At 62.8% G+C, this 12042-nt stretch carries 11 protein-coding genes; 5 read left to right on the plus strand and 6 right to left on the minus strand.

Annotated features, from left to right (window positions below):
• Positions 1 to 117: 117 nt before the first annotated feature.
• From ACFWHB_RS05540 to ACFWHB_RS05555, 4 genes are read right to left on the minus strand one after another with little or no spacing between them, the layout of a single operon-like run.
• Entirely contained in the window at positions 118 to 1284 is a 1167-nt protein-coding gene (locus ACFWHB_RS05540) for a hypothetical protein (RefSeq protein ID WP_163153525.1), read from the minus strand.
• The gene (locus tag ACFWHB_RS05545; protein WP_005324511.1) at positions 1284 to 1655 is read right to left on the minus strand and encodes a GtrA family protein; all 372 of its coding nucleotides are present in this window, start codon (positions 1653 to 1655) and stop codon (positions 1284 to 1286) included. The genes ACFWHB_RS05540 and ACFWHB_RS05545 overlap by 1 nt, the downstream gene beginning before the upstream one ends.
• On the minus strand, positions 1652 to 2689 hold the full coding sequence (locus ACFWHB_RS05550; RefSeq protein WP_111909946.1) for a glycosyltransferase family 2 protein: 1038 nt from the start codon (positions 2687 to 2689) through the stop codon (positions 1652 to 1654). The genes ACFWHB_RS05545 and ACFWHB_RS05550 overlap by 4 nt, the downstream gene beginning before the upstream one ends.
• 55 nt (positions 2690 to 2744) lie before the next feature.
• Positions 2745 to 3290: a hypothetical protein gene (locus ACFWHB_RS05555; protein WP_025327877.1), complete on the minus strand. Its 546-nt coding sequence runs from the start codon at positions 3288 to 3290 to the stop codon at positions 2745 to 2747.
• A 310-nt stretch (positions 3291 to 3600) separates the two neighbouring features.
• Here ACFWHB_RS05555 and ACFWHB_RS05560 point away from each other — a divergent pair, with 310 nt between their 5' ends.
• The 4 genes from ACFWHB_RS05560 to ACFWHB_RS05575 all read left to right on the plus strand — a co-directional run bounded on the left by ACFWHB_RS05560 (position 3601) and on the right by ACFWHB_RS05575 (position 6948).
• A complete protein-coding gene (locus tag ACFWHB_RS05560) occupies positions 3601 to 4368 on the plus strand; it encodes a substrate-binding periplasmic protein (RefSeq protein WP_395949629.1) in 768 nt (255 codons plus the stop codon).
• Between the two features lie 91 nt (positions 4369 to 4459).
• Entirely contained in the window at positions 4460 to 5941 is a 1482-nt protein-coding gene (locus ACFWHB_RS05565) for a L,D-transpeptidase family protein (protein WP_106886099.1), read from the plus strand.
• Positions 5942 to 6089: 148 nt separating this feature from the next.
• Entirely contained in the window at positions 6090 to 6635 is a 546-nt protein-coding gene (locus ACFWHB_RS05570; RefSeq protein WP_106886100.1) for a YcbK family protein, read from the plus strand.
• A 61-nt stretch (positions 6636 to 6696) separates the two neighbouring features.
• Complete coding sequence (locus ACFWHB_RS05575; RefSeq protein WP_106886101.1) at positions 6697 to 6948, plus strand: DUF3862 domain-containing protein; 252 nt, start codon at positions 6697 to 6699, stop codon at positions 6946 to 6948.
• Positions 6949 to 7041: 93 nt separating this feature from the next.
• On the opposite strand, the gene ACFWHB_RS05580 is transcribed toward ACFWHB_RS05575, so the two are convergent.
• Both ACFWHB_RS05580 and cysZ read right to left on the minus strand, forming a co-directional pair.
• Positions 7042 to 7656, minus strand: coding sequence for a trimeric intracellular cation channel family protein (locus ACFWHB_RS05580; RefSeq protein ID WP_025327872.1), 615 nt, complete (start codon positions 7654 to 7656; stop codon positions 7042 to 7044).
• A gap of 134 nt (positions 7657 to 7790) precedes the next feature.
• Positions 7791 to 8555, minus strand: coding sequence for a sulfate transporter CysZ (cysZ, locus tag ACFWHB_RS05585; RefSeq protein WP_139746297.1), 765 nt, complete (start codon positions 8553 to 8555; stop codon positions 7791 to 7793).
• A gap of 110 nt (positions 8556 to 8665) precedes the next feature.
• On the opposite strand from cysZ, the gene ACFWHB_RS05590 reads away from it, so the two are divergent.
• The gene (locus ACFWHB_RS05590) at positions 8666 to 12040 is read left to right on the plus strand and encodes an AAA family ATPase (RefSeq protein ID WP_395949630.1); all 3375 of its coding nucleotides are present in this window, start codon (positions 8666 to 8668) and stop codon (positions 12038 to 12040) included.
• The last annotated feature ends 2 nt before the right edge of the window (positions 12041 to 12042 follow it).

Raw genomic sequence — 12042 nt, forward strand, 5'->3', positions numbered from 1 at the left:
CAAATGGTTACGTTTTCAAGAATGGAAAAGTGTGAAGCGGGTGTCGCGGCCATAAAAAATGCCGGTCGATGGACCGGCATTTTCAGGTGGGGCTGTTCGCCTGCAGGCGAGCGTTCGTCAGACGGTAAAGAACTTGAAGTTGACGAAGGCCACCGCGATGAAGGAGGCGACCATGCCGCTGATGCAGAGCACCGCAGGGCGGATGGCGGGCCAGCGATGGGCCAGCAGCACTATGGCCAGCAGAGTCGGGTAGAGGCCGAACATGTAGCGGGGCATGGCGTTGAGCCCTGTCATCAGCGGTATGGTGCAGCAGATGAACATCAGGGTCGCCTCGGCCCAGCGCTTCTGGCTGAACAGGTAGCCGTTCAGGCACCAGCCGAAGATCACCATGATGGAGAGGTAGGCCTTGCGACCGCCCAGCTCGAAGCCGCTCAGCCACCAGTCCAGGGGGCTGTCCATGTAGCGACCCCAGGCGACCTGGATGTGCTTGAAGGCGAGCGCATCACCGGTCAGATGGTAGAGGTAGACCATGTAGGAGAAGAGGCCGAGGGGGATGAGCCAGAGGGTGAACACCACCTTGAAGGCCCGCTCGGTGAAGCGGAAGAACTCGCGCCAGCCATAGGCCTGCAGCGCCAGGATCAGCACGGGGAACACCATCATGACCCCCAGGTTGCGGGTCCCGGAGATGAAGATGCCGAGGAAGGCGACCATCAGCCACTGCTCGCGGTAGGCGAACAGGAACATGCCCAGCATCAGCGCCATGAACATGGGCTCGGTGTAGCCGGAGACGAAGTAGGCGGAGAAGGGGGAGAAGGCCAGCAGCCAGACCCCGAAGCGGGCAGTCTCATCCCCCAGCTTGAGCTGGCGCAGCACCAGCAGCATCAGCGGCAGGCTGATGAAGAAGGCAATGTTGGCCACCAGCATCAGGCCGATCAGGCTCTCCATGTTGAGCAGGCTGGAGAGCCCGCCGGCGAGCATGGGGTAGAGCGGCATGAAGGCCCAGTTCGCCGCGTTGCCCTTGCTCAGCCAGCGCGGGTAGAGGTCGTAGCCGTTCTCTATGATGCGCTGGAACCAGACGCAGTCGAACTGGCAGTAGGCTTGCAGCGGGCCAATGTCGGGGGCGCCGTAGAGCTGGACACCGAAATAGCCCATGCCGTACAGGGCCACCCGGCTCAGTACGAAGGCGGCGATGATCATCAGCCAGTCGCGGCTGCTGATGCGCAGTGACGGGCGATAGGGGAGTGCATCCCCGGCGAGGGGAGGAGTATTGGTCATGTCATTCATCAGGCAAAAACCCAGACGCGAGAGAGTATGTAGGTGAGTACGGTAACGGTCAGGGTGGCAATCACCACCGGCAGCAGTCCGGAGAGACCCGCAAACAGCAGGCCGCTCAGGATGAGGTTACGCACCGCCAGGGAGAAGAGGGCGACCAGCAGAAACTTGCTGGCGGCACCTTGCTTCTGGAAGGTGATGTAGCGATGGCCGAAAAACGAGAACCAGAACGCGATGGCAAAGGCCAGGGTCGTGACCAGATGCTCAGAGATGGCGGGCCAGGTGTGGAACAGGGCGATGGAGGTGCCCAGATCGACGAGGGTGGCACCCCCGCCGACAAAACCGAAGCGAACCAGCCGCCAGAATTCCTCGCGGGAGATCATTGGGACGCCGGCTCCTGCTTGTCCGCATCCTGCGCCTTTTCACCCTGGGGGGCCGCCGCATCCGGCTGCTTGCCCGCGTCCTGCTGGGCATACTGGCCGTAGATCCCCTCGATGAGGTAGACGGGGCGCTGCTTCACTTCCACGAACATGCGGCCTATGTACTCGCCTATGATGCCGAGAGACAGCAGCTGAATGCCGCCGAGGAACAGCATCACCGACATCAGGGAGGCGTAGCCCGGCACGTCTATGCCGAAGAAGAGCACCTGGGTGATGATCTTGAGGATATAGAGGAAGGCGATGAAGGAGACGCCAACCCCCACGTAGCTCCACACCCGCAGCGGCCAGCTGGAGAAGCTCATCAGGCCGTCGAGGGCGAAGTTCCACAGCTTCCAGTAGTTGAACTTGGTCTCGCCAGCGTGGCGGGCGGGACGCTCGTAGGGGACGCCGACGGCACGGAAACCGGCCCAGGCGAAGAGCCCCTTCATGAAGCGGTTGCGCTCCGGCAGTTGCTTGAGGGCCTCGACCACCTTGCGATCGATGAGTCGGAAGTCACCGGCGTTCTCCGGCAGCTTGGTGCTGGTGGAGAGGGCGTTGAAGAAGCGGTAGAAGCCGCCGGCGGTGAGGCGCTTCATCGGGGTGTCGGCGCTGCGATCGACCCGGATGCCGTAGACGGTGTCGTAGTCACCAGTCTGCCACAGTTTGACGAACTCCAGGATGAGGGAGGGGGGATCTTGCAGATCCACGTCCATGGGGACCATGGCATCGCCCTTGGCCTGATGCAGACCTGCGGTCATGGCCGCTTCCTTGCCGAAGTTGCGGGCCAGGTTGACCAGGGTCACGCGCGGGTCGCGGGCGATGGCCTGCTCGACCACTTCGCGGGTACGGTCGCGGCTGCCGTCGTTGACGAACACGATTTCAAGCCGGTCTTTGAGGGGGGCCAGTTCGGCATCTATCGCGCTGATGAAGGCGTCTATGCTCTCTTCCTCGTTGTAAACGGGCACGACCAGAGAGAGTCGAAAATCGGCATGCGACATGGGAACTTCCTTATTGGAAAATGATGTTATAAAACAATATTTTATATTTATAGATTCACTGAGCGACGGTCAGACGTACCGACTGGACGTTGAGCGGTGTCGGAGCGGAGAGCGCCAGGAAGTTGGGATGCTTGGGATCGGCCGTCAGGGAGTCGCCCGGCAGGTTGAGCCGGATCTCGTTGATGCCCGCCTTGGCCAGCTTGACCGTGGTAGTGAAATCATGACCCAGGGCCACCTTGAGCAGGGTGCCTGCTTCCGGGCTGTTGATCCTGGCCTGGATGGTGAGCTGCTCAGGTTGCGCCTGCTGCTTGGGCAGCACGAAATAGAGGCCTCCCTTGCCACTGAGCTGGGTGCCTTCGGCACTGGGCTTCTTGGCCCAGCCTTCGCTCGAGAGGAAGCGGCTCGGTTTGGTCAGGTTGAGCTCGTTGCCCGGCTGGTAAGTCATGCTGGAGTTGTGCTCCCAGAAGCGGGTCTTGCCTTCCAGGTAATAGAGCTTGTAAGCCAGGCTCACGTTGGGGTGAGCGGCCAGGTAGAGGGTGTAAAGGTAAAAACCGCTCAATGCCAGTATGGCAGCCAGAAAACCGAACTTTTTGTAGGTCATATTACTCACTCGACGCCCGACGGATAGGTAGGCTGGATTCGCGCATATGCTAATCCAATTGCAAAAAAAGCATAGTGGATCACAAAAATAAATTTGCTCACATATTAACCCCCAATGCCCCTGCAGACCAAGGGACTTTGGGGTCGTGCGCATCCTGCCTTTGCGGTGGGCTTGCAGCGTGGCCTGGGGCCCCGTCCTGCCCATGGCCTCATCAGGCAAATGGCTGATATTGCGCATTGCTGTGGCAGGATCTGTCGCCATTTCGCGTTGGCAGAATTAAGATGGGCCGTCCCGCCGTCAAGGATGACTCATGAGACTGCTAGTTCTGTGCCTGCTCTGCTGCCTGCCCCTTCACTCGCTGTTGGCCCAACCGCTCTGTACTTCTCCCCTGCGCGTCGGTTTCGACGACTGGCCCCCTTATCACTATTACCAGCAGGAGAACGGCCACCGGGAGCTGCGTGGCTTCGCGGTCGACTATCTCAACGCCGTCTCGGCCAGGTTGGGCTGTCGTCTCGTCTATCTGGAGCGTCCCTGGAAGCGGGGACTGCACGATCTGGAGCAGGGCCGGCTGGACATCGCCATGGAAGCCTATTTTGTTGAAGACAGGGCGCGCTATGCCTGGTTCTCCAACGCCTACAACCCGGGGCGCACGGCACTCTGGGTGCGCAAGCCCGGTGACAAGGGGGAGCAGGATCTGGCGAGCTGGCTGGCCAAGGGCAACAGGCTGGGGGTGACCAGGGACTACAACTATGGCCCCGAGATAGCCCGTCTGCTGCAGCGCTACCGCACCCAGGTGAGCGAGGTCAATGACGTGCAAAACTATCGCAAGTTGCAGCTGGGACGGATAGACGGATTTCTTGGGGATATTCTGGCCACCCCCTGGGGTCTGAAGAGAGAGGGGCTGGCAGAGGAGGTCGTCCCCCATATCATGGGGGTCTATGAGACGCCGACCTTCTTCATGCTGAGCAAGAAGACCTTGTCGGGGGAGTTTGTGCGGCGTTTCAACCAGGCGCTCGAGGCCGTTGGCAAGAGCGAGGAGCATGCGCTCATTTGGCGCCGTTACCTGCCCGCCCGCTAGCAAAGTCGCCAGCATTCACGCATCATGGGCACCTGACCGTGGCGCCTGACAGGCCGAAGTGAACCGATATGAGGTAAGCGTGGTAAGAAGCATGGGTAAGAAGTATTGGTTGGCATTGGCAAACCTTATCTGGCTGGGCTGCTGGCCGGCGGGCATGGTCCACGCCAGCACAGAACAGATGGTGGTGGCCAGTCCCAGCATCCAGCATGACTGGTATCAGAACAGCACCGCAGAGCAGGCGCGTCATGAGCTCGAACTGCAGCTGCAGGAGGCGGTGCTTGCCCAGTTGCACCCGGATTTCTACCGGCTCTGGCAGCAGTTGCAGAAGACCCCGGCCGACAGGCGCGGCGCCCTCTATGACGAAGCCTTCGGCAAGCTGGCACGTTTCCAGCAAGCCTGGCGCGCCATGGACCTGGTCGCCCGCGAGCAGATGCAGACCCTCAAGCTGGATCTGACCAAGCCCCTGGCCCATGAGCCCCTGGGTGACAACCTGCTGGATCAGGTCAAGCAGCTCAGGCCCCAGGTCGCCGAATACGAGGCCGTGCGCGACGAAGTGCGCAAGCTGCTGGCCATGCCCATGGCCAAGCATTGGCCGACCCTGGACATGCCGACTCTGCGAGCCGGGGAGAGCGCCACCGAGCTGGGGCAGATCCGCTCCATCCTCAACGAGCTGGGGGATGGTGCCCCCACCCATCAGGACAGCCTCTACGACGCGGACACCGAGCAGGCCATCAAGCAGTTCCAGCGCCGCCACGGCCTGACCGCAGACGGCATCATAGGCCGCCAGACCCGCTCCTGGCTCAATACCGGGCCGCAAGTGCGTGCCAGCCTGCTGCTGCGCAACCTGTGGCGACGGGATCTGGTGGATCACCTCGCGGGTCGCTACGTGCTGGTCAACATCCCGGATTATCGCCTGAGCGTGGTGGAGTCCGGCAGCGAGGTCTTCACCAGTCGGGTCATCGTCGGCAAGGAGCAGCGGGCCACCCCCATACTCGCCAGCGAGATCCGCTCCATAGTGCTCAACCCCGCCTGGCATGTGCCGCGCTCCATCCTGAGCAAGGACATTCTGCCCAAGCTGGGTCGGGATCCCGCCTATCTGGACCGCGAGCAGTTCGAGGTGATCGACGGCGAGGGTAACCCGGTGCAGTTCAGCGAAGATGGCTGGCACCATGCGCTGGCGTCCGGCTTCCCTTACCGGTTGCGGCAAAAGCCGGGGGATCACAATGCCCTGGGGCGCTACAAGTTCTATCTGCCGAACAATGACGCCATCTACCTGCACTCGACGCCGCGCAAGGCCTTGTTCGAGCAGGGGGCGCGCGCCTTCAGCTCCGGCTGCATCCGGGTCGAGCACGCGGACGATCTGGCCGAGCTGCTGCTCGCCGACTCCCGCTATCAGCCGGACAAGGTCGCCAGCATATTGAAAGAGACCCAGACCAAGTGGCTGCCGTTGACCACTCCTATCCCTGTCTTCACCGTCTACTGGAGCAGCTGGATCGACGAAGAGGGGCGCCAGCAACTGCGCAATGACATTTACGGATTCGATCGAGTGAGCTTCCAGAGCCGCTTGCTGTGATCCCCGCCACAGAGTGAAGAGCCCGGCTCATGCCGGGCTTTTTCATGGGCGCTTGCGGTTTGACATGACTTTTACGGGCGGGTAGTTTCGGCCTCTGTATCATTTTCATTCACCACTGTTACTTCACTCTGGAATGGACGGACAACGGATGCTGGAACAAGAGATAAGCCGACGCCGTCTGCTGCTGGGGGCCGGTTGCCTGATGGGGGCCAGCCTGCTGTCGTTCCCGGCCGCGGCGAGCCGCAGTACGACAGGGCGTGAACTCAGCTTCTTCAACCTCAATACCGGCGAGCGGGTCAACGCCAGCTATTGGGAGAATGGCCGTTATCTGAACGATGGCCTGGCGGAGCTCAACCATATCTTCCGCGACTATCGCCGCAACGAAGTGTTCAACATCGACAGGAAGCTGTTCGATCAGCTGTTTCTGCTGCAGCACAAGCTGGGCCGCAAGGGAGAAATTCAGCTCATCTCGGGCTATCGCTCCCCGGTCACCAATCGCCAGAAGCGCCAGCGCAGCCGTGGGGTCGCCAAACACAGCTACCACACTCTGGGGCAGGCGGTGGATGTGCGCATCCCCGGCGTGCAGCTGGCGCACCTGCGCAAGGCGGCCCTGAACCTCAAGGTCGGCGGCGTGGGTTACTACCCCTCCGACAACTTCGTCCACCTCGATACCGGGCCGGTACGGAGCTGGTAACGGGTTGGCACAGGGTGGCCCCGAGCTGCTAGGCTCTGGACACTATCCAGAGGAGAGACAGATGAAGCATATTTTGCTTGGCGGGCTGATCGCCCTGCTGCTGACCGGGTGCAGCAAGCTGAACCGGGAAAACTACGACAAGCTGAAGATGGGGATCACCTATGCCGAGGCGAGCGCCATCTTGGGCAAGGCGGAGCGTTGCGACGATGCGCTCGGCACCACCAGCTGCGTCTGGGGCGGAGACGGCAAGAACATCAAGATCCGTTTCATCGCCGACAAGGCCACCTTCTTCAGTTCGGAAGGAATCAACTGAGTCAGTTTTTCACTGTCATCAGCAACAAAAAAGCGCCATCCGGCGCTTTTTTGTTGCGTGCAATCCAGCCAATCTGGCCAGAAACTGGCGCGCTCAATGGGTGGCGTACTGGTAATTGAAGGTGGGGAGTCCCCACTTGAAGCGCACCGCCAGCAGCCGCAGCACGAAGCCGATGCCGATGGCCCCGAAGGCGGCCCAGTCATTGGGCAGGCCCTGATCCAGTGCGAAGCAGTAGAGGGCGGCTGTCACCAGGGAGACGGCGGCGTAGAGCTCGCGCTTGAACACCAGCGGGATGCGCTGGCACAGGAGATCCCGCAGCACGCCGCCAAAGACGCCTGTCACCACCGCCATGATGCAGGCGATGCCGGCCCCGTGCCCCATCTCGAGCGCCCGGGCGGCGCCAAAGATGGAGAAGACCACCAACCCCAGGGCATCGAGCGCCAGGAACAGCTTGCCGAGATAGCGCATCAGCGGTGCCGAGATGACCCCCACCATGGCCGCCCCCGCCACCAGCACCACATATTCGGGGTGCTCCACCCAGAGCAGGGGATAGTGGCCCAGCAGCACATCCCGGATGGTACCTCCCCCTATGGCCGTCGCCGAGGCGATGATGACGACACCAAACAGATCCATCCGCCGCCGGCCCGCCGCCAGCGCGCCAGTCATCCCTTCGGCCACCAGGCCGAGCAAGAAGAGTGCATGTAACATGAGTTATCCCAGGGTGCGAGAAAGGCCCGCATCCTAACAAGCCTGGTCTGGCACGACAAGCACTCTCACCTTTGCATTAGATTAAGTAATGCAAAGGGGGCCTATGCCCCCGTTTTTGGTTATGACTGCGTGGCTCAGCGGCGTAGCTGCTCGCTGCGATACTGATCCACCCACATGGCGGTGGCGCCACAGATGGCGACCGGCATCACGAACAGATTGACCACGGGAATGGCGGAGAAGAGGGTGACCAGGGCGCCGAAGCTCAGGCACTTGCCGCGGCGCTGCTTCAAGGCATCGCGCATGGTGATGAAGCTGATCTTGTGGTTGTCGAACGGATAGTCGATGTACTGGATCGCCATCATCCAGGCGCTGAACAGGAACCAGAGCACAGGGGCCAGGGTCTGGCCCACCACCGGAATGAGGAACAGGATCAGGCAGCCGATGGCCTTGGGCAGGTAGTACTTCAGCTTGGTCCACTCCCGGCTGAAGGTGCGCGGCACGTCCTTGACCACGTCCAGCATGCCGGTGTCGCTCACCGCCTCGCCGGTGAGGATCTGCTCCACCTTCTCCGCCAGCAGGCCGTTGAAGGGAGCCGCTATCCAGTTGATCACCGAGCTGAAGATGAAGGAGAACACCACCAGTATGGTGATGAGGGCGATAGGCCACAGCAGGTAGTCGAGCCAGGAGAGCCAGGCCGGGATCTGCTGGTGCAGCCAGGCGAACAGGCCGTCGAGTTGCAGCAACAGGGCATAGAAGGCGCCAGCGAACAGCACGAAGTTGACCAGCAGGGGGATCAGCACGAAGGTGCGGATGCCCGGCTGGCGGATGAGGGAGAAGCCGCGCAGGAAGTAGTCTGCGCCGCTGACCGAATCTTTGACCATGTGAGGGGATTGGCTCATCTGAGATCCATCAATGAAGGGGTAGGGTGCCAGCATATTACAAACAAGCCTCCAATTTGGTAAAGTCGCCTGCCCGCCTCCTCTTTATTTCGCTACCCACATAGGCCGCCATGCGTCTGAAACTGATCAAACTCGCCGGCTTCAAGTCGTTCGTCGAGCCGACCCGCATCGAACTGTCGGCCGACATGACCGCAGTGGTGGGCCCCAACGGCTGTGGCAAATCCAACGTCATCGACGCGGTGCGCTGGGTGCTGGGGGAGAGCTCGGCCCGCCACCTGCGCGGCGAGAACATGACGGACGTCATCTTCAACGGCTCCATCAACCGCAGCCCCCATGGCCGCGCCTCGGTGGAGCTGGTGTTCGACAATCCCCACAACCGGGTGCCCGGTGAATTTGGCCGTTATACCGAGATCTCGGTGCGCCGCGAGGTGCTGCGGGACGGCTCCAACCACTACCAGATCAACGGCCAGAAGTGCCGTCGCAAGGACGTGACCGATCTCTTCCTCGGCACCGGCCTGGGCCCGCGCAGCTACGCCATCATAGAGCAGGGCACCGTCAGCCGGCTGGTGGAGTCGCGCCCGGCGGACCTCAAGCTCTTCATGGAGGAGGCGGCGGGGGTCTCCCGCTACAAGGAGCGGCGCCGGGAGACGGAGCAGCGCATCCGCCACACCCAGGAGAACCTGGAGCGCCTCGGCGACATTCGTGGCGAGCTGGGCTCCCGCCTCGAGCACCTCAAATCCCAGGCCGAAACTGCCGAGCGCTACAAGCAGCTCAAGGGCCGCTCGCGCGCCGCAAGGGCCGAGCTCATCGGCTCCGAGCTGTGGGCGCTGGAGACCCGCCTCGGCGAGGCCAAGAGCGAGCTGGCCCAAGCAGAGCAGGCGCTGGCGGCCCTCGATGCCAAGCGTACCCAGGATGAGGGGCGCCACGTCACCCTGTCGGTGGCCCGCCAGGAGGCCCAGGCCGAGCAGGCGAGTCGCCAGCAGCAGATCTTCCTCGGCGGCCAGGCCATCGCCCGCCTCGAGCAACAGCAGCTTCACCAGACCGAGCTCGGTCGCGACTGGCAGGTGCGGCGTCAGGCCCTCGGCGAGCGCATCGACGGCATCAAGGCACAGCTGGCCAGCCAGCAGGAGCAGCAGGCCGAGGGCGTCCTCCAGGGAGAGGTGGAGTCGGCGCGCCTCGAGCAGTGTGAGCAGTTACTCGCCGACCAGCAGGCCGTTCGCATCGCGGCCGGCGAGCGGCTGGAGCTGGCTCGCCAACGCCAGCAGCAGTGGCAGCAGCAGCTCGGCCAGGCACAGGGCAGGCTCAACCAGACCCGCACCCAGGTGAATGGCCTGCAGGAGCTGCAGGCCAAGACCCGGCTGGCGCGACTCAAGCTGGCGGATGAACAGGCCGGCCCCCTCGGCGGGGAAGGTGAGAGCCTGCAACCCGCGCTGGATGCCTTGTCAGCCGAGCTGGCGCTCTCCCGGGCCCGCCACGGGGAGCTGGAGGCGCAATGGCAGGCCAGCCTGGCCAGCCACGAGGCTCTCAAGGGAGAGCGGGATCGGCAGGGCGGCCTGCTGCGCGAGCTCGGCGCCCGCCTCACCACTCTTAATCAGATGCTGGGGGAGCAGATGCTGGGCGCCACCCTGGCGGATCGGCTGCAGGTCGCCCCCGAGTGGGCCCAGGCGCTGGACAAGGTGCTCGGGCGCTGGCTCACCGCCCAGCCGGGGGACCAATGCAACCTCGAGCAGGGCGGGCTCTGGATAGGCCCGGCTCACCCTGCGGTGCCTGGCACCCTGGCGGCCCGGCTCGAGGGGGATCACATCCCCGCCTTCCTCAACGTCATCTGGCTGGCCGATGACAGGGACGCGGCGCTTGCCCGCCAGTCATCCCTCTTGGCCGGTGAGTCTGTGCTGACCCCGGCGGGGGAGTGGTTTGGCCCGAACTGGGCCGATCTCGGCCAGGGGGGCGCCCTCGGCACCCTGGCGCTGCTCGGTGAACGTGAGCGGTTACACACCGAACTGACCGCAGGGGAGCAGGCGCTGGTTCAGCTGGATGCCCAGTTGAAGGCAGCAGATGCCGATCGTGCCCATTTGCACAGCGCCTTTGAGGCGAGCCAGCGCACCCTGCGCGAGCAGGAGCAGCAATGGCAGCAACTGCGGGAAGCCTGGAGCCTGCAGCAGGGTCAGCGTCAGGAGCGGCTGCTGCGCCTCGGCCAGCTTGGGGAAGAGCTGATCCGGCTGGACCAGGAGCAGGCCGAGGAGGCCGAGCGACTGGCTGCGGCCCAGCAGCGGCTCGAGCTGGAAGAGGCGCACCTTGCCGAGCTGCAGGAGCAGGGAGAGCCCCTTGCCGAGGCACTCTTGCTGGCCCAGGAAGGGGTCACAGGTGCCGAGCGGGCGCTGGAGGAGGCGCGTGCGCGCCGGGAGCAGCAGCAGGCAAGCTGCCAGCGCTGGCAACTGGCGCAGCAAAATCTGGCGCAGCTCATCGCCCTGCGCGAACAGGAGCTGGCCCGGCTCGGGCTGGAACTGGCCGAGCTCAAGGGACCGGACGCCCAGGCGGTGCAGGACATCTCGCCCCTGCTGGCGGAGCAACGCAACCTGGAGGCACAGCAGCTGGCCTGCCATCAGCGGCTCGCCGAGCTGGAGCGTCAGCTGACCGAGCTGGAGCAGGCCAGAAGCGCCGACCACAAGCAGCTGGTGACCCTGCAGGAGAAGCTGGCTCAGCTCAGACTGGAGCGGGAGCGCAACCTGACCCGGCGACAGGGGCTGCACGAGCAGTTCGAAGAGCTGGGAGTACGCCTGGTGGATCTCGATCAGGCGGTGCTTATCGCCGCCGATCGCGGCAAGTTGCGCCAGGAGATCCAGACCCTGGAGACACAGGTGGAGGCACTTGGCGCCATCAACCTGGCGGCGCTGGAGGAGTATGAAGAGGCGAAAACCCGCGCAAGCTACCTGGAAAACCAGTGCCAGGATCTGGAGCAGGCGCTGGAAACCTTGAGCCAAGCCATTAAAAGAATTGATAAAGAAACACAAATACGCTTCCGCGACACTTTCGATAAGGTCAACGAAGATTTAAAATCCCTGTTCCCGAAAGTGTTCGGGGGGGGGAGTGCCTGGCTTGAGCTGACCTCGGACGATCTTTTGGAAGCCGGAGTGAGCATCATGGCAAGACCTCCGGGCAAGAAGAATGCTACCATTGCCCTGCTTTCCGGGGGGGAGAAGGCGCTAACCGCCCTTGCGCTGGTTTTTGCCATCTTCAGACTCAATCCAGCACCCTTCTGTCTGCTGGATGAGGTGGATGCACCGCTCGATGAAGTGAACGTGGGTCGCTTCTGTTCTCTTGTCAAAGAGATGTCGAGCACAGTACAGTTCGTTTACATCAGTCATAATAAGGTCTCCATGGAGATGGCCGAGCAGCTGATAGGCGTCACGATGCAAGAGCCCGGGGTTTCTCGCATCGTGTCGGTTGACATCGGTGAAGCCGTCGCTTTGGCTGAGCAAAACTAGAA

This window comes from Aeromonas mytilicola subsp. aquatica (assembly GCF_044336385.1).
Taxonomy (GTDB): Bacteria; Pseudomonadota; Gammaproteobacteria; order Enterobacterales; family Aeromonadaceae; genus Aeromonas; species Aeromonas rivipollensis.